Origin of the sequence: Leptospira sarikeiensis, from assembly GCF_004769615.1 — a bacterium.
Taxonomy (GTDB): domain Bacteria; phylum Spirochaetota; class Leptospiria; order Leptospirales; family Leptospiraceae; genus Leptospira_B; species Leptospira_B sarikeiensis.
The window spans coordinates 1-17598 of the sequence record NZ_RQGF01000026.1 but is presented as its reverse complement, the minus strand read 5'-3'; the positions used below and the strand labels follow the sequence as shown (position 1 = coordinate 17598).

Genomic DNA, 17598 nt, shown 5'->3' with positions numbered 1-17598 from the left:
TAGGTTTCTGTTTTTTTATTAGATCATAGATCCGGTCCGATCTCGATTTGAAACAGTTTTGGCAAATATTTCGTTCAATCGTACGCAGTGTTAGAGATGCAGTTCAAAGGATCGGTCTTGGTAAAAATCTAAAAGAAGATCTTTCTATTTAGCTCCTATTGAATTTTAATTAAGAATTTATTTCCTATGATTGATCTTTTTACTTTTAACAATATTAAAATACTTTCAAAAGAGTGAAAGATGCGTTAGTAATACATGGAACCTTTCGAAAAAGGTTTATATATAGTATACTGATAGACTTCTTTTTGCTACTTCTCTTATAAAACAATGATTGCCCGTTATTTGGGAAATTTTTGGATTTCTATCGAATTACTTAGATCTTTTTCGTCGAATGCAAGGACTTGATCCCGTTTCGGGATCTTCCTCAAAGTAAGGAAACTTCGATGATATGAAAGCGGAAGAATTCTGGAAGATACAAAGACGCATTTTAGTCATCGAAGAGAGGGAAGAGGAATATCAAAAGATCCGCGGCCTACTGGGAGAGATAGAATGGGGAAATTTAATCTCTGTTCGTGTCCCTAATTTGAGCGAGGCTTCAGAAAGGATCCGCGGGGAATTTTTCGATATCACTATTTTATTGCTGAAAAGAGGAGATGATCTTTCCGTTTTTGAGGAGTTCCTACAAATTCTTCCTCCAATTGTAGCAATTTATGAGGATTCTTCTGTAAAAGATCTTGCTACGAATTCTAAACTCCGTTTTTCGGATCTTCTTCCTAAAGAAAAATTAAATGCGGAATTATTGGATCGTTCTCTTCGTTTGATCTTAAAGGATCAAATTTCCAAAGATAATCTGAACCTTCTTAAGATAGGGATTGAAAGATCGAATGATATATTTCTGATCACGGAAGCTCAGCCGATAGACGAACCCGGTCCCAGGATCGTTTATGTAAACAAAGCATTCGAACGCCTCACGGGTTATAAGCGGGAAGAAGTTTTAGGTAAAACTCCTAGAATATTACAAGGGCCTAAAACGGATCGTGTTGTATTAGATAGGATCAGAAAGGCGATATCCGAAGCCAAACCATGTTTTGAAGAGATCGTTAATTACGATAAAGATGGGAAAGAATATTGGATTGAAATGGATATTTTTCCGATCGTGAACGATCAAGGCTCGGTCACCCATTTAATGGGGATCGAAAGAGATATTACGGAACGCCGTAATACGGAAGAAAGGGTCAGGCATTCCCAAAAAATGGAAGCGATAGGGCAACTCGCCGGGGGAATGGCGCATGATTTTAATAATTTATTAAATGTTATATTAGCAAATCTAGATCTTCTTGAATTAAAATTAAAAGACTCCGAAGACCTGATGAAAAGGGTGAGATCCGCTCAGGATGCGATCCAAAGGGGAGTGGAGATCAATAAGAGATTACTTGCATTTTCTAGAAAGCAAGCCTTGAACCCTGAATCATGCGACGTAAATCGGGTGTTGCGGGATTTTGTCCCTATTCTGGATCGGATCAAGACCGAAAAGATCGAATTGGAGTATGAGCTATCGGATGAGAGGATTATTTGCGACATAGAAAAGGTAGGATTCGAAAATGCGATCCTAAATCTTGCCTTAAACGCGAGAGACTCGATGCCGGATGGTGGGAAAATATATATTTCCACGGGATTCTTGAACAATCGTGAGGAAGTTGGACCTAAAATTTCCGGTTTGGATACGGAAGATTACTTTTTGATCACAGTTACTGATACTGGAAGCGGGATGGATGAAGCGATCAAGTCAAGAATTTTCGATCCATTTTTTTCGACTAAGGGGGGAGGAAAAGGAACCGGTTTAGGATTGACCATGGTTTACGGTTTTGTAAAACAATCGAACGGTTTTCTTAAAGTGATTACTGTGCCGGATTACGGCTCTAGCTTTCTGATCTTTTTGCCGGTGCATAAGGATTTATCCGAAACTCTGAAACAAAAAGTGGATCCGGATGAACTCGGGAATAAAGGGAAAGTTTTGGTAATCGAAGAAAATCGTGAAACTGCAGAATTGGCCTGTGTATATTTGAGGGAACTCGGTTTCGAGCCTCATATTAGTTCTGATATGAAAAGATTAGCGAATTTCTTTTCGGGGGACTCTGAGACTTCTTTAGTCTTGTTGGACCTCCAACTTGTAGAATCGAAAGGGGTAGATCTAAAAAAAGAATTAGAAAGATTCGGAACTAAAAGGATGATCGCAACCTCTTCAAAACAAATCAAAAGTTCTGAGTTCCCGAGCGGGATCCCTCTCATTCAAAAACCGTATACTAAAACTTTACTCAGAGAAGCGGTTCGTAGCATAGGAGAAGTTCTTCCATGACGGACCCTAAAAATTCCAAAAAGTTACTCATCCTAGATGATGAAGAGGAGATCGCAAAGATCCTAGGCGAGATCGCAGAAGATTGCGGATTCAAAGCGTCTCTTACTCATACCGCTCCTGATTTTTTAGATCGTGTGGATCCTAGTTTCGATTGTGTTATCTTAGATTTAATGATCCCTGGAATGGATGGAGTAGATGTGATCCGCTCCTTATCCGAAAAGGAAGTTCATCCGGACGTAATACTAATTTCAGGCGCAGATCGTAGGACATTGCATAGTGCGGAAACATTAGCGGGAGAATACGGTCTTCATATTGCTGCAGTTATGGAGAAGCCGATCCGAGTTTCGGATATTAGAAATATTCTGTCAGCTATAAGCGAAAAGGAAAGAGATAGTTCTTCTCGCTCTAAAGATGGTGGTAAGAGCTCTCTTCCTGTTTTTCAAAAAGAAGAAGTTTTAGATGCCGTTCGTTCCGATCAGTTTATACTTTTCTACCAGCCTAAATTCGATCTAAAAACTGGGAAAGTTGAAGGATTCGAAGCATTAGTAAGATGGAACCATCCTAAATTAGGTCTGATCTTTCCGGATTCTTTTTTGCCATTAATGGAAAAGGAAACCGCCATTCTGAATTTAATGACAGAGAAGATCATCGATCTTGCTTTGGATGAAAAAAGGATATGGAATGCTAACGGAAAAAAACTCAGAGTCGCGGTTAACGTATCTCCTGTTACATTGACTGAGTTGGATTTTCCGGAAAGGATCCTCGCTAAGATCAAAAACAAAGGAATTCCTCAAAGCCAGTTCCAAATGGAAATTACTGAGACAAACTTTTTGGAGAATATACGTTTTACTCAGGATATTCTGACAAGGCTTAGGATAAGAGGGATCGGTTTGTCTATCGATGATTTTGGCACAGGATATTCTTCTCTTAAACAATTGCATAGATTCCCGTTTACTGAACTCAAAATCGATAAATCCTTCGTGATGGATTCCCCAAGGGATAGAGAATCTTTATTTATTTGTCAAGCTTCCATAGATTTAGGGCATAAGTTAGGAATGCATGTCGTCGCGGAAGGTATCGAGACTGAAGAAGTGGAAAGATTAATGAAGGAAGCAGGGTGTGACGTAGGCCAAGGATACTATTATTCTAGACCTATTCATCCGGAAAAAATTCCAGAAATTCTTTCCAAATTCGGTTAATACTTATACCATTGGCAAGATGTCCTCAGAGGATAATAAAAGGATCAAAAAAGAGATTTCTTGGGCCATAGGCGAAAGTCTTCTCTGGGACATCTCTACCTCGGACAATCTTACTTCCGCTTTCTCGAAAGTCCTAAAAACTTTGATCAAAAATACTCCATGGACTTTCGGCCAGATCTGGAGATCCAAGGAGAATATCGTATATATATACGATAACGATCCATTCGTATACGGTTCCGAATCTCATCTTTCTTTCAGGGAAAACTCCAAAAAAAGCTTCTTCAATATGAAGGAGGGTATCTTAAAGATCGTTAGCGAGACGGGAGAGTTATATTTTATTCCGGACTTAGCTAAAGATAACGAATTAAAGAGGAAAAATATTGCATTGGAGGCAGGATTTAGATCCTGGCTTGCAATTCCGATCCTCTCTCACGGTAGATTTTACGAAATAGAACTTCTTTCTGAAAAAATATTGGATCCGGAAGAAGCGAATTTGGATCTACTCGGAGTTGTCTCCAAAAGATTTGCAGAGATCGTAAGTAGAAGAGTAGCGGACGAAGAAAGAAAAGCGCTTATAGAGCTTTCCTCCGAGATCATTCTAACTGTTGGCACGGATTGTATGATCCGGAAAACGAATCCTGCCTTCCAAAAAGTTTTGGGCTACGAAAGAAAACATATCAAAAATAAAAGCCTGTTGGAATTCATACACCCGGATGATGTCGAACTCACAAAAGCTAAGATCGCTTCAGGCACAAAAGAAGGATTCGAAAATCGTTATATAACGAAATACGGACAGATCAGATATATCGATTGGAATATATCTCATTCTCCCGAATCCGGAACCGTGTTTTGTATCGGCAGAGACATTACGGATGATAGATTAACCATTCAAAAATTGGAATCCTTTGCGGATCAATTAAACGTAAATCGTGAACAGCTATATAATGCCCAAAAGCTTGCAAAAATGGGAAGCTGGACTATGGAGTTTGATGGAAAAGTAAATTGGTCTCCCGGTTTGTTCGAAATATTCGGCTTGGATCCGAACGACCCTCCACCAGGTTTCGAAGATTTTATCCAATTTATTCCGCCAGAAGATAGAGGTCGCATCTCTCAGAATTACGAAAAATTCCTCTCCCAGGGTATATTCGAAGAAACAGAACTTCGTATCATCTCAAAGGATGGGATCGAAAAATATCTTTCGGTCAAGGGAGAAGGTTTACTGAATCGTAAAGGAAAGTTTATCGGTGGGACCGGGACCATGCAGGATATAACTGAAGAGAAAGAATGGAATGCTTCTCTTCGCCAATTCCAAAAGATGGAAGCAGTCGGACAATTAGCCGGTGGGATGGCCCATGATTTTAATAATCTTCTAAATATCATTCTTGCGAATTTAGATCTACTCGAACTGAATCTGCGAGAAACTCCGGATCTATTAAAAAGGATCTTCTCTGCTCAAGATGCGGTAAAAAGAGGAGTGGAGTTGAATAGAAGATTACTTTCATTTTCTCGCAAACAAGCAATCAATCCGGAAAATGCGGACGTGAATCAAGTTGTCTCCGAATTTTCGGAAATTATCTCAAAGATCAAAAATGATATTATAAAATTAGAATTCTGTTTTGAGAGTTTTCCATTAATTTGTTCTTTCGAAAAGAACGGGTTAGAGAACGCGCTTTTGAATATTTGTATAAATGCAAGGGATTCTATGCCGGAAGGCGGAAAAATACTCGTGCATGTAGGATTTTCTCCCGCCGGTAAAGAACATAGATCTATGATATCCGGCCTTATCGAAATGGGTGATGCTTGTATAATTTCGGTAAGAGATGAAGGAACCGGAATGGATTCCAAAGTATTGGAAAGACTTTTCGAACCTTTTTTTACTACCAAGGGAGTCGGTAAAGGTACCGGTCTCGGAATGCCAATGGTTTACGCTTTCGTAAAACAATCCAATGGAATGGTCCATGTGCATAGCGAATTGAATAAAGGAACCTCTGTGGAGATTTTTCTTCCATTAGTCCAAGCCCCTTCTCTTGGAGATGAAAATAATAAACGTAGAATATTGATTGTTGAAAAAGGTTTAAAAGGACAGACTTATTTGACTGCTCTTTTGAGAAGGACAGGATTCGAGATCATGCATGCATATGATATATATGAGGCGAATGCGCTCTTGGCAAGTTATCCTGAAATCTCCGCAATATTCGTCGAAGAAGAATTAAAATTGTCTGAATCCGATTCCGCAGAATGGGAAAAAATTAAAACGAAGACTATACTCGTTTCTGAATGGAATTCCAAGGACCGGCATGATCCATCCGAATTCGTCTTATATAGACCTTATTCTTGGACTAAGTTGAAAAAATTATTGGAAAGCCCGATCGTATCCGATCCCGCTAAAAATTAAATTTTAAAGAAAGTAAGCTTAAAGAAAATATAAAGTATTTTGGCTCCTGCCTTCAGACTTCCTATCAAGTTCCCGCTGATCTTAGACTTTCCTCCTTTTCTTTTTCCGTAGTGTACGGATACTTCTTGGAATTTCAGATTTTTCCGGATCGCTTTGATCTGCATTTCCAAATTCCAACCCCAAGTAGGATCTTTTAATTCTAAGGCCAATAAGGATTTCCATTTTAAAATACGAAAAGGGCCCAAATCACTGAATCGAACTCTATAAAAGATCCGGATGAGCAAACAAGAGAGCCAATTCCCGAATTTTTGTAAAAAAGATAAAGAACCTGGTTCCGCATAAAATACCCTCGATCCGATTACGAAATCGGTATCCGGGGCCTTGGAAAAGACTGAAAATAATTCGTTTAGATCCTTGGGATCATCCGAACCGTCAGCATCCATAAATACGATATATTCTGGAGAAATATTATTTTTAAGTAAATAACCTATCCCCGCTAAACAAGCTCTGCCATAACCTTTTTCAGGTTCTTGGATCAGGATCGTACCGGAATTAATAGCGATCTGAGGGGTAGAATCCTTAGATCCATTATCTAAGATCAGTATTTGATTCGGTTGGATACCTAAATCGAAAAGAGAATCCAAAACCTTTGGCAAAGACTCCTCTTCATTTAAAGCAGGGATCAAAAACTTAGCAGAGGTCCAAAGACTTTCTGGTCTCAATTCGGGTCATTCTCCTTTTCTTGTTTTGGAGATCCTAATCAGTTCTTCCGGAGAATACACTTTATTTTTTCTTAAATTCAGATCTATTTCTTCCTTATGGATCAAACTAGAAAAAGGATAATGGTTTTCTATATGTGAGATCTTATCCTTTAGATTGTTCGAAACGGAAATGCTATTCTTTCTCATATGTTCCGCATTGGCTTCTTTCAATCTTACATGATAGATCTCGAATACTAGTTTGGATGGAGTTTTGTCCGTAACTAATATATTTTCCTTCCAGATTTTGGTCTCTCCTGGCAGGATTCTCGTATCCGAAACTAACCTCGCCTTAGGATACCATTCCCATTCTTGTCCGAACTTGATCTCTTTGGAGAAAACCTTTTCTCCTTTCGTATCTAAAACAAAAGCTTTTAATAGTAAAAATCTCTCCGGGTCCCCCGTAGGAATATTATGCGCTGCCTTTTCATTCTTAAAGGAAACAGAATATTCTAGATTATTTCCGATCTTTTTCCATTCAATCGGTTGAATATTGAGCCCGGTTCTATAACCGCCTGGGATCTGTTTCTCATACAAATCGAATTTTTTAGGGACTCCGCCACCGATAAAGGAGTGTTTATGAGCGGTACGGACCGGAGTGTTCAATTCAGATTTTACGAATTTACGTTGGACTTCCCCCATATGGCAGGATCCGCATGCAAGTTTCCCATGGGAATTACCTTGTTGTTCTAACTCGTTCCCCGTTTTAAATGCGCATACTAACTGATCGTCCAATACATAGTTTGCATTGTGACAGTCCAAACATCTATTTCTTAACTTATCAGGATCTATTTTGATCGGATGAGGAGGATTCGTCTTACCGTTTGCACCCAAAACGTAGGATCTCCCTTGTTCATCCAATCGAACATGGCAGACCGCACAAGTAACCGCTTCCGCTTTCATTTTAGGATCGAAGTTAGGATTCGGCTCCTCGATCGGTGTTCTATAATCTCCGTTTTGTAAGTAGTTCACCAAGGTTTCTCTTTGGTTTGCAACGGGAGTATGACAGTTCAAACAAAGCCAACGAGGAGAAGAAGATTTGGATAATTCGGATTGGAATTGCAGATCGGAAAGAGCATTTGCATGAGTGGAAGTTTTCCATTCTGCATAAATTTCAGTGTGGCATTTTCCGCAGTTTTCGGCTCTAACTTCTCCGACTCCTGCTAAAGGAGGGAGATTCGGTAGAGGTTTTGCCCAAGGCGCATTTGGAAAAACGGAATCTATCGAGACCGCTCCTTGTGCCGGTCTGGAAAAAAGTAGATAAAAGATCGCTACGGAAAGGACCAGAAAACCGATCCCTATTCCGAAAAAATATTTTCTTCTGTGTTGATGGAACATTATAAAAATTTTATCTAGCTACTAAAGGGAAATTTTGGTTTTCTTTAGAAGACCACTCCCACATGGAACCTGCATAATTCTTAGCGTCATATCCTAGGGAAACAAGAACGGATGTCATCCAGCCTGATCTTACTCCTCCGGTGCAGTATGAGATCACTTTTTTGTCCTTAGAGATCCCTAGTTCGTTCAACTTCGCTGTAATTTTGGATTCACTTAGAAGATATCCGTCTTTATCCAATAATTGTTTGTAATACACCCATTTTGCTCCAGGAAGATGACCTCCTCTGGATTCTCCGTAGGGTGTTTGTCCTTGGTATTCTCTCTCTTCTCTAGTGTCTATGAACACTGATTTTTTGGAAGAAAGTTCAGATTGTACTGATTTCGAATCTACGATCCAATTTTTGTTTTCGTTTCCGGAGGATTTGATCTTAGTCAGAAGTTCCGGGCGATTCGGTATCTGCGATTTGGAGGCCTTTTGAAGAGCGGAATATCCCCCATCCACTATAAATGCTTTAGAAAATCCTAATGTTCTTAGGGACCAAACGATCCTTCCTTCTTCTCCCCAGCCGCCTGCAGGGTCTCCGAATACTAATACGATCTTATCCGGATCCAGGCCTTTTTTATGTAGGAGTTCCTTCGCTTCTCCCACAGGGATCAAATTTCCTTGGTTCGGAAAATCTTTTTTGGAGATTTCCTGCCATCCCAAAGAGATCGATTTGGAAATTGAGGTAAGTTTTATATCCTCTCTCGCATCCACGAGTAATGCTCCGTTTTGCTGTAGATACAATGCTTCCGGAGCACTGATGAACCAACCTTTTAGTCCGGAAAGTCTTTCGGAGCCAAAAGCGGATTGGGTCACAAAGAATAGTAACACCAAAGAGAATAAGATTTTCATTTGGACAACTTCAGTTTTAAGGGGTTTTGCGTCAATAAGTAATACAAAAAATCTTATATAACAGAATATTTTTAATATTACAGAAGTATTGCTTCGTAGAAAATGGCGAATTAGAGAATAAGCCCGGCTAAAGAAGGATGAGATTCGGATTGGAAAAGGAATTAGGCAAGGGGACAAACGTTTGGACAAATCTGATCTGGATTTTCGCGGCATTCGTTTTTATTCTGATCTTTTGGTTCTGGCAGGTACAAAATCTCGAAAGGAAGCTAAATGGGCCACATTATCTTATAGGCTTTTTAATATTAAGTTTTCTTTATGTTCTATTATTTTTTTCTAAAATACCTATCCGATTCGATCAGATCGGTTTCTATTTAGGGGTATTTCTCAGGCTTTTTTTAGTATTTTTGGTCCCGATCTTTGAGGACGATTGGGCCAGATATCTTTGGGATGGCTGGGTGATACAGGAAAGAGGGACTCCATACGGGATTTCTCCCGATTCTTTCTTCGGTGATCTGGATCCGGTACGAGCAGAGATACTTTCTAGGATCAATCATCCGGATTGGCCTACCATATACGGTCCGGTGCTCGAGATCTATTTCTACTTTTCCCATGCTCTGTTTCCATGGAAACTCTGGGCGTTAAAACTTTTTCTGATCATTCCGGATTTGATTCTATATTTTTTAATTCGGAATAAATTCGGGATCCGATCCGGTTTACTTTATTTCTGGAATCCTATCCTTCTAAAGGAAATTTTTCTGAACGCACATCCGGATATTTTAGGGGTCGCTATTTTATTTTTCTCAATTGATCAGGCAGAAAAAGGAAAATATCGATCTTCTTTCTTATTATGGGGTTTAAGTCTTGCCGTAAAAGGATTCGGTATCGTTGTTCTACCTTATTTGGTTTATAAATTTTGGAAACAGGATCCGGATCTTAAAAGACTTATCGTTCTGGCATGTCATTCTTTATTAGGGTTTCTTCTTCCCTATCTTCCCTTCTTATTCTTTTCCAAGGAGACTGATTTTCTTGCATTGACTAAGTTTTTAGGGAACTTCTCCTTTTTTCCATTAGGTTATACTATACTGTTAAGCGCATTAGGAGAGATTTCCAGATATCTATGGGCCGTACCTTCTTTTGTATTTACTTTTATTTTTCTTTATAAGAAGAGAGATCGTATCAGTATTGAAGAAGGAATTGCAGGCGCCTATTTCTTGTTTTTCCTATTCTCTCCCGTAGTGAACGCCTGGTATTTGTTATGGGTACTTCCGTTTCTGTTTCCGATAGATAGAACCTTTTGGCCTTCTTGGATCTTACTTTTCGTCGGACAATTTTCTTATTTGAACTACGCGAATATGGGAAATTGGAGGGCAGTGTTAGAAAAAGGATATTATGCTCATCCGGATTGGCTTCTAAACTCTCTCAGTATTTTCTCTTTCTCCATTTTAGGTCTTTGGTTTTGGACCAGATTCTATAGAAAATCTTCTGAAATCGCAACAAATCCATCCCCTTTGGGCTAAGCCAGATTTTTTTCCCTTTTTATAGAATTTTGGTTGTTATTTTGGATCATATTTCCAATAAGTTGGATAAATTATCAGTATAGTATCCTGAAGTTTCAAGTCTGGGCAGACCAAAAGGGAGGCCAACATGCCAACGATCGATCCAATTGAAAGAGGTTTGATCCAATCCATCGGAAATTTAGTTCGAAAGAGAAGACAGGAATTGGGTCTCTCACTCGGAAAGTTAGCCGAATTATCTCAAGTCAGTAGAGGAATGCTGAGCTTAGTCGAGTCAGGAAAGGCTGCTCCTTCTATCGCCTTATTATGGAAAATCTCGAAGGCAATCCGTTTACCTTTATCAAGCCTTATGGAATTTTCTAAGGAAGAATTTCCTAAAATTTATAGAAAAGAAGACTCCAGCGAAAGCTCGGTAGAAGAAAATCAATATGTGATCCGACCTCTTCTGCATGAAGAAACCAGATTTCAAACTAGATTATTCGAGATAAAACTTCTTCCAGGGGTCGCTAAAACTTTCATTACGAAAGTGCAATCCAAACAAAGACAGAATCTTTTTCTACAATCTGGTGTGATCCGTTTAAAAGTGGGTGGAAAATGGTTCGATCTACAAGAAGGGGATAGTATGACTTTTTTAGGTAAGGATTTGCAGGAACTTGCAAATTTGGGAGAAACGGACTCCTTCTTGATCTGGTCTTCCTCTCTTTCCGATGATTAAAACCCCCTAAGCGAAAATTCTCTCCTAACATTAAATCGATCTAGATTCGTTTTGTTAATTGCAATTCTCAGGCGCTAGCCGAGGATAATCCGGATATTTATTACTTAGTTTTCCGGATAAGATGAGTGTATTCGAAAAAATTCGAGAAGGTTTCCTGGATCGAAAAAAAACGTTTTTATGTTTATTCATCGGGCTTCTGTCTTTCTTCTTTTTAAAAGAAGCTTCTTATTTTTTGTATCAGACTTCTCCGGGATCTCAGGTGATCGATTCCGGAGCCTATTACGCTTCTAAATCGGATCTATCGGAAGGACACGATTCCGATTCTTTTTTGTTCCCATATCATCTCAAAATTTTAAGATCAGATCTTTCTCCACAGGAATTCAAAAATTATTGTAAGTTTTTATTATATATCGCGACTGCGATCCTGATCTCTTATTCCAGTTTTACGAGAGGATATTTTTTCGGGATATTTATCGGCTTCTTTCTACTATTCTCTCCCTTATACTTGATACAGAATACTTGGCTCGGATTTGCGGATCACCTTACCTTCTTATGGTCCGTACTACTTCTATTGTTTTTGGATCAATATTATAAGAATAAAGATCGTAAAATATATTCTTACGCGATACTTCTTATACTTATTTTAGGTTCTTGGACCCATTTTTACCAGTTCTTGATCATTTCCTTTTTGATAATGTTCCTGTTCTTCCGGGAAAAAAAGGAAATGGATTTGAATATTTTAAAAGTTTTCGTTTCAGGAGTTTTGGCGGGAAGGATTTCGGCATTCCTGATCTTTTATGCGCAAGGAATAGAATGGAATGAGAGAAGATTGTATACAGCCGGAGCCCATGGGTTTAGACACTGGTATTCCAATCATACGAAACATCTACTTTTGTCTTTATTATCTTTTTTTAATGGATTGCTGCCCTTATTTTTCGAAAATTTACTCCAGAGAAGGATCTCTTTCTATTTGGTTTTTTTAGGAGCAATACTGATCACTTTTTTTACAGCTGACGCGACTAGAGTATTTGCCAATTTATTTTACCCTTTATGGATAGGCTTTTGGCTTCTTCGCGCAAACAAAGGATTTTCCAAAAATGAAAAATGGATCCTTACTTCCGGATTGGTCCTTGCTTTCTTATATCTTCTTTTACTCGATCCATTCTACCAATGGGGGGGAGATATATTCTTCTTGAAGAAAGGAAAATTATAAAAATGGGATATAGGAAATGAGATCTTCTTATTCCATTTGGAATGAATGACATATTTTCGAGGATCGATACCATCCTATTTTTCTTTGTAGTATGTCTTGTATTCGGATCCTGAAGATAGAATTATCAGATGAATATTGGATACATTCTGATCAACACTACAAAAAAAGAGATCATACATTTTTTACATGTTCCGGTGATTACGGACCGGGAAATCACCGCTAGTCCTGTGGGCGCTGCGATATCCACATGGTACTTATTAAAAAATTCCGGGGATCAGATCGGATTTATTCCGGATAACGTGGATGAGCTCTCGGATGATTGGCCATTTAAAGATATTTCTTCCAAAGAGATAGATAGTTATGAAGAAGTGACCGATCGGGTCATATCCGACTTGATCGAGAATCAGATTTTAGAGGATCAGGGTATCGATATCTTAGATCCTTCCGAACCGGAACTATATTATAGAATATTGAAGAACCGGTTCGTTTCCGACTTTGATCTGATCCGGGATCCTTTTCTTTCCTGAAGCTTTTAAACCCTCTTAATTTGGCAATTTAAGGCATTTTTGGGGAATGGACGCTATGATTTTGGGATCCAACGTGCCCTACTGTTTAAAAAATTAGTCTATTATCCTAATATATCGTCCTATTTGACGAACATTATATCCGTTATATTGAAATTAATTTGGTAAAAACGGAGCCAGTTTTCGAATTTGTTATAGAGTCCGCAGGTGAATAAATATGAGGGAATCCCGACCGGACCAGCATTTAGGAGAACAAAAATGAAAAATACGCTCATATATTCGAGCCTCCTGGCAGTTACGCTGGGATTACTCGGGAACTGTGGAGAAGATTCAGCGGATAGTTCCGCATTAGCGTTAGCTGCAATTGGTGGAGGAAGTTCCTCCGTAAAAGTTGCGAGCGCTTCCGATCTATCGATCGAATCCGCGGAAGATTATAACGACAACAAATACGGTCTTATTTCGGCAGATACTCTCAGAACTTGGGTAAACGATTGGGCAAACAATAAGCCTGCAGGTATTACCGGAAACTTGGTGATCTATCAAACAAGCAAGGCTGGAGCAGATGCTAACAAAAGTTTAATCTTACCTAAGACAGGAGTGAAAGTTTTCTTCGCTGTAGATGGAAACAATTCCGCTCTTTATTCTTGGAAAACTTTTAGAGAGACCAGAGATAACGGACTTATCTCCATTCCTGGTGGAACTTCTACCACAGGTGGTTTTGGTCTGATCAGTGGAGCGAACATCGACGAGTGGTTCCATACTTACGGTGTAGATCCTACTAAGGACCTAATCGTTTTCGCAAGCGGTAGTGGAGACAACTACGGCTCGATCGGTCACCAACATTATTCACTAAGATATTGGGGTGTTGCTCATTCTCACCTTGCAATCTTAAACGGAACCATCAAAGGTCAATTCCCTGAAACAGAATTAGGAAATGACACTGACGAATCTGTTCCTCCTTTAAACGGGACTTTCTCAGTAAAACAACTGAAGAATGTTGATAACAGGATCTTGACCTTAAGTATCGAAGATACGATCGAAGTAGCAAAAAATAACGGACATCATAGTGTGAAAGGACTCTCTTCCACAGTTTTGATCTCTGATAACAGAACTAAGAACAATACTAATACGATCGCTTCTTATACTTCTGCTGCTGGATGGCAGGAATATGACGGTGCAGAAAACGCAACTGGAACCACAAAAACTTCAGGTGGAGCAATTGCTTTTGAAGGTCACTTGAAAGGTGCGATTTTTGTTCCTCACTACAACGTAGTAGAACGTGCTGCTTTGGATAACACTTATGCTTATGGAGCTTCTGCTGCAGGAACTTTCAATACATTGAAATTCAAATCCAAATCTGATGTTCAGGATATCTGGGACTCTTACGGGACAACTGGTGGACCAAACTCTGGAGCACCTGCATACGAAGAAGGGCAAACTATTCTTCAATACTGCAGAACAAACACAAGAACTCAAACGAGCGGTATTTCTACTCAATTGATCTTGGGACGTCCTTCCGTATTCTTGGAAGACGGATGGAGCATCTTTGGATTCTTAGCTGGTAATTTTCCATCTGGGAACTTTACCGATGATGTGACTGCAGGAGCTTCTACTTATCCTTCTATTCCGGCAAAATTTGCACCGGATGTTCAAGGTGCGGTAGAATCTGGCGCAAGAGGATCCGGAAGCGGGCCACACTACAACACTGGTGTGAAAAAATCCACTGTGGATTATTTCTTAATCAACTCTTCCGCGACCACTACTAAGAAAGCGTTCGTAGAGGACTGGAACTACAAAAACCAATAAATCTAAACTAACTAAGGATGGAGGGAACCCTCCATCCTTTTCAATTCTGTAACATATAAAAATAAGAGGGAGTTACAAAATTTATGAAAGTATTATATATCTCAGCACTTATCAGTGTGCTTCTTTTCTCTTCTTTACATTCCATTTTCGCTTCAGGCGGTTTTGGAGGAGGCGGGGTTGCCGGGCAGGCTCTTCGTGGAAAAGAAAGAGAAAAATTCAATCTTGGAAAAGCGATCTACAATGGTGAAGTCGCTTTAGATCCTAAGAAGGAAGATCTCGCAAAATCCCAGAAGAACCGTTTGGAATATCTACAAGGTTCTTTGCCTAACTCGGAAAAAGGAAGGGTCAATCTTGAAGATTTGGCCGGCCAACTCTCGGAAGAACAAATTTCCGCACTCGAGTTTTTCGTTAGTATCCGCTTCAACGTTAAGTTGGAGGAGAAAAAGGATTAATCAGGGAATTTTTATATAATGAAATCTTTATTTAGGAAGGGGTTTTTTCTTTCCCTTCTGCTTTTCGCCTATCCGATTTTTTTCGGGGAAATTTTTTCTCAGACGGTGTGGGCTCCTTATCAGAGGCAATTATGGGTTCGGACCACTGCAGTGAATTCGGTATATGATTCGGCTTACGTTGGAAAATATCATGCTAAATATGATGATGACGTACGTTTGAATATCGGAGCGATCGCTTTCGAGTATGGAATTACGGATCGTCTTACCGTGGATCTGCAAACAGGATTCGGTAAATTGGGAAGGACCCAGTTGATAGATCGTTATTTCGGAACTTTAACTTCTCCAGAACAACCGGATAAATATGGGATCATAGATTCTAGGGCCGGTATTCGTTATAAGGTCTTGGATGAGTATGATTATGATTCTATTTGGGTTCCTACCATCAGTGTTCGTATTGGTGGGATTAAGAAAGGGGACTATGATCGAAACCCACAAGCGTTAGGAGACGGAGCAAACGGAGCAGAAGTCAACGTTTACTTAGGAAAAGACTTCAACATTTGGGGTCTTGGAGCTCTCGGAGAATGGAGTTATAGAAAAAGAGAACATCCTGTTCCGGATGATATTCTTTATTACGGAGCCTTGTACAAAAGGTTCTTAGATTCTTTCATCTTCATCGTAGGAAGTAGAGGACAGATCGGACAAAGCGGTTATGCATTTGCGGATCCTAGGGGGACTCCTCCTTTAAACCTGATCCAATTAGATCCGCCTTCTATCCCACCTTTCGGAACAGATTGGTACAATTATTATTTGGAGCATGAAAGACCTGCTTGGGGGAGAAAAGAGATCTACCATAACTTGGAAGTGAGTTTAGGTTATACGGATAAGTACGGGAATTACTACAATTTCTTTTATTCTCATACATATGCCGGATACAACACGGCAATCTTAAGGACCTTCGGGTTCATGATCAATTTTCCGTTTAACTTGTAAATTGGAGGGGAATATGTTCGGTTTAAATATTAAAAATTTAGGAAGTAAAATTTTACTTCTGATATTGTTTGCGAGTTGTGGAGCTCCGGATTATCTAACTCCTTATCAAAAACTTGCTTTGACTATTCCGGTCCAGGTCTTTGAGACTTCTCAGCTTGTAGGTGTTTCTAACAGTGACTATAATGAAAATACTCACGGATTGATTACTGCAAGTACTCTTGAGTCTTGGAGATCTAATTGGAATCGAAATCGTCCTGCAGGAATTTCCGGAAGATTGATCATTTTTCAGATTAGTTCCGGGACGTCGTCAGGAAGTTTCATACGTCCTGATACGGGCGTGAGAGTTTATGGGATCTCGGCTTCTTCTACCGATTATACTTTTTTTGGACAAACAAGATTTAACGGTTTGATAGATACTGAGACCATTGTGCCCGAAGGAGCAAATATCGATGCATTCTTAAAAAGATTCGGTGTAAATCCTGCAACGGATCTTATCGTTCTTGCACAAGATGTTCCTACAGACGGGAATTTAATGTTAACATTACGTTCTTGGTATACTCTTTATTATTGGGGAGTGGAAAAGACCCATCTCGCTGTTTTGAATGGAGCTGCTTCTACTAAGATCACTGCTTCTCAATTGACTGGAGGTTCTATATATACTGTTCCTACATCCAGTGGAGCTGGAACTGTTGGAAGTCTATATCGGGATCATACGATCTTACAAGCTACACTTGCAGACGTGTTCAATGCAGTTCAAGGTATAACGGATCCGACTTTCACGAACTCTACTCCCGCTCCGGCAGGAGGAAGTTTCATTATGGATGCAAGATCATCTTCTGAATACGATGGGACCGGAAGTACGGCGGGACCTTCCAATCTAACATGTGCGGATACTCCAAGCTGTTATACTCCGTTTGAAGGACATGTTAAGACTGCGAAAAATCTGCCTTTCGCGAATTTTATCAACGCGAATAAGGAGTTCCTTCCTAAAGCGGATCTCGCAAATCTTTTGAGTTCTAACGGATATACTTCCGGCCAAACCATTATTGCATATTGTAGAACCAATGTAAGATCTTCTATCACTGGGTTTGCTACGATGGCAATACTCGGTTACCCAACCAGATTTTATGACGGCTCTTGGGTAGAATGGGGATCTCTTGCTTACGATTCGGGTGCGACTTGGTCCAATCTAAGCGCCGTTTCTCCTTGGAGAACGGATAGAGGAACCGTAACAGAATCAATCACGTATAACGTTGGCAAGGGCGGCATAGACGCTTCCAACATTTCCAATTTAGGTGGCTATTTTTCTCCCGATCGTAACTTCGCCAAAGGTACGAACGATATCATCGACCAGGATAAAAAATATCTTTCTGGATCCGGTTCTACTGAAAGCGAGCCTTGGGATTCGAGGGGGAATGCCCAATGCCGTTGGTGAAATTCTTC

The 17598-nt window shown here is 39.7% G+C and carries 14 protein-coding genes; 11 read left to right on the top strand and 3 right to left on the bottom strand.

Translation table 11 applies throughout. From position 1 onward, the window contains the following. Positions 1-448: 448 nt before the first annotated feature. Genes EHQ64_RS10320 through EHQ64_RS10310 form a run of 3 tightly spaced genes read left to right on the top strand, consistent with a single transcriptional unit; the run spans position 449 to position 5950 of the window. Positions 449-2356 carry a PAS domain S-box protein gene (locus tag EHQ64_RS10320; protein WP_246048703.1) on the top strand — a complete coding sequence of 636 codons (1908 nt, stop codon included), beginning with the start codon at positions 449-451 and terminating at the stop codon, positions 2354-2356. Next, on the top strand, positions 2353-3555 hold the full coding sequence (locus tag EHQ64_RS10315; protein ID WP_135649410.1) for an EAL domain-containing response regulator: 1203 nt from the start codon (positions 2353-2355) through the stop codon (positions 3553-3555). The genes EHQ64_RS10320 and EHQ64_RS10315 overlap by 4 nt, the downstream gene beginning before the upstream one ends. A 19-nt stretch (positions 3556-3574) precedes the next feature. Further along, positions 3575-5950 (top strand): PAS domain-containing protein, encoded by a 2376-nt coding sequence (locus EHQ64_RS10310; protein ID WP_135649409.1) that lies wholly within the window; start codon positions 3575-3577, stop codon positions 5948-5950. Here EHQ64_RS10310 and EHQ64_RS10305 read toward each other — a convergent pair. The 3 genes from EHQ64_RS10305 to EHQ64_RS10295 are packed head-to-tail and all read right to left on the bottom strand — an operon-like array spanning position 5947 to position 8941. Further along, entirely contained in the window at positions 5947-6672 is a 726-nt protein-coding gene (locus tag EHQ64_RS10305) for a glycosyltransferase family 2 protein (protein WP_135649408.1), read from the bottom strand. The two genes, EHQ64_RS10310 and EHQ64_RS10305, sit on opposite strands and share 4 nt — an antisense overlap. A gap of 6 nt (positions 6673-6678) precedes the next feature. Further along, positions 6679-8046 carry a multiheme c-type cytochrome gene (locus EHQ64_RS10300; RefSeq protein ID WP_135649407.1) on the bottom strand — a complete coding sequence of 456 codons (1368 nt, stop codon included), beginning with the start codon at positions 8044-8046 and terminating at the stop codon, positions 6679-6681. Positions 8047-8056: 10 nt separating this feature from the next. Continuing rightward, positions 8057-8941 (bottom strand): sulfurtransferase, encoded by an 885-nt coding sequence (locus EHQ64_RS10295; protein ID WP_135649406.1) that lies wholly within the window; start codon positions 8939-8941, stop codon positions 8057-8059. A 137-nt stretch (positions 8942-9078) separates the two neighbouring features. On the opposite strand from EHQ64_RS10295, the gene EHQ64_RS10290 reads away from it, so the two are divergent. The 8 genes from EHQ64_RS10290 to EHQ64_RS10255 all read left to right on the top strand — a co-directional run bounded on the left by EHQ64_RS10290 (position 9079) and on the right by EHQ64_RS10255 (position 17590). Further along, positions 9079-10458 (top strand): hypothetical protein, encoded by a 1380-nt coding sequence (locus EHQ64_RS10290; protein ID WP_135649405.1) that lies wholly within the window; start codon positions 9079-9081, stop codon positions 10456-10458. A 127-nt stretch (positions 10459-10585) separates the two neighbouring features. After that, entirely contained in the window at positions 10586-11170 is a 585-nt protein-coding gene (locus EHQ64_RS10285) for an XRE family transcriptional regulator (RefSeq protein ID WP_135649404.1), read from the top strand. A gap of 121 nt (positions 11171-11291) precedes the next feature. Further along, entirely contained in the window at positions 11292-12383 is a 1092-nt protein-coding gene (locus EHQ64_RS20390) for a hypothetical protein (RefSeq protein WP_246048701.1), read from the top strand. Between the two features lie 128 nt (positions 12384-12511). Then, positions 12512-12910: a hypothetical protein gene (locus EHQ64_RS10275; protein ID WP_135649403.1), complete on the top strand. Its 399-nt coding sequence runs from the start codon at positions 12512-12514 to the stop codon at positions 12908-12910. Positions 12911-13165: 255 nt separating this feature from the next. Then, complete coding sequence (locus tag EHQ64_RS10270) at positions 13166-14713, top strand: sulfurtransferase (protein WP_135649402.1); 1548 nt, start codon at positions 13166-13168, stop codon at positions 14711-14713. An 83-nt stretch (positions 14714-14796) separates the two neighbouring features. Further along, entirely contained in the window at positions 14797-15165 is a 369-nt protein-coding gene (locus EHQ64_RS10265) for a hypothetical protein (protein ID WP_135649401.1), read from the top strand. A gap of 18 nt (positions 15166-15183) precedes the next feature. Next, positions 15184-16155, top strand: a complete 972-nt coding sequence (locus tag EHQ64_RS10260) for a hypothetical protein (protein WP_135649400.1) — start codon at positions 15184-15186, stop codon at positions 16153-16155. Between the two features lie 13 nt (positions 16156-16168). After that, a complete protein-coding gene (locus EHQ64_RS10255; RefSeq protein WP_135649399.1) occupies positions 16169-17590 on the top strand; it encodes a sulfurtransferase in 1422 nt (473 codons plus the stop codon). The last annotated feature ends 8 nt before the right edge of the window (positions 17591-17598 follow it).

Coding starts and splice junctions, on each gene's coding strand:
- EHQ64_RS10320 (WP_246048703.1), top strand. CDS start 449: ATGAAAGCGGAAGAATTCTGGAAGATACAAAGACGCATTTTAGTCATC.
- EHQ64_RS10315 (WP_135649410.1), top strand. CDS start 2,353: ATGACGGACCCTAAAAATTCCAAAAAGTTACTCATCCTAGATGATGAA.
- EHQ64_RS10310 (WP_135649409.1), top strand. CDS start 3,575: ATGTCCTCAGAGGATAATAAAAGGATCAAAAAAGAGATTTCTTGGGCC.
- EHQ64_RS10300 (WP_135649407.1), bottom strand. CDS start 8,046: ATGTTCCATCAACACAGAAGAAAATATTTTTTCGGAATAGGGATCGGT.
- EHQ64_RS10295 (WP_135649406.1), bottom strand. CDS start 8,941: ATGAAAATCTTATTCTCTTTGGTGTTACTATTCTTTGTGACCCAATCC.
- EHQ64_RS10290 (WP_135649405.1), top strand. CDS start 9,079: ATGAGATTCGGATTGGAAAAGGAATTAGGCAAGGGGACAAACGTTTGG.
- EHQ64_RS10285 (WP_135649404.1), top strand. CDS start 10,586: ATGCCAACGATCGATCCAATTGAAAGAGGTTTGATCCAATCCATCGGA.
- EHQ64_RS20390 (WP_246048701.1), top strand. CDS start 11,292: ATGAGTGTATTCGAAAAAATTCGAGAAGGTTTCCTGGATCGAAAAAAA.
- EHQ64_RS10275 (WP_135649403.1), top strand. CDS start 12,512: ATGAATATTGGATACATTCTGATCAACACTACAAAAAAAGAGATCATA.
- EHQ64_RS10270 (WP_135649402.1), top strand. CDS start 13,166: ATGAAAAATACGCTCATATATTCGAGCCTCCTGGCAGTTACGCTGGGA.
- EHQ64_RS10265 (WP_135649401.1), top strand. CDS start 14,797: ATGAAAGTATTATATATCTCAGCACTTATCAGTGTGCTTCTTTTCTCT.
- EHQ64_RS10260 (WP_135649400.1), top strand. CDS start 15,184: ATGAAATCTTTATTTAGGAAGGGGTTTTTTCTTTCCCTTCTGCTTTTC.
- EHQ64_RS10255 (WP_135649399.1), top strand. CDS start 16,169: ATGTTCGGTTTAAATATTAAAAATTTAGGAAGTAAAATTTTACTTCTG.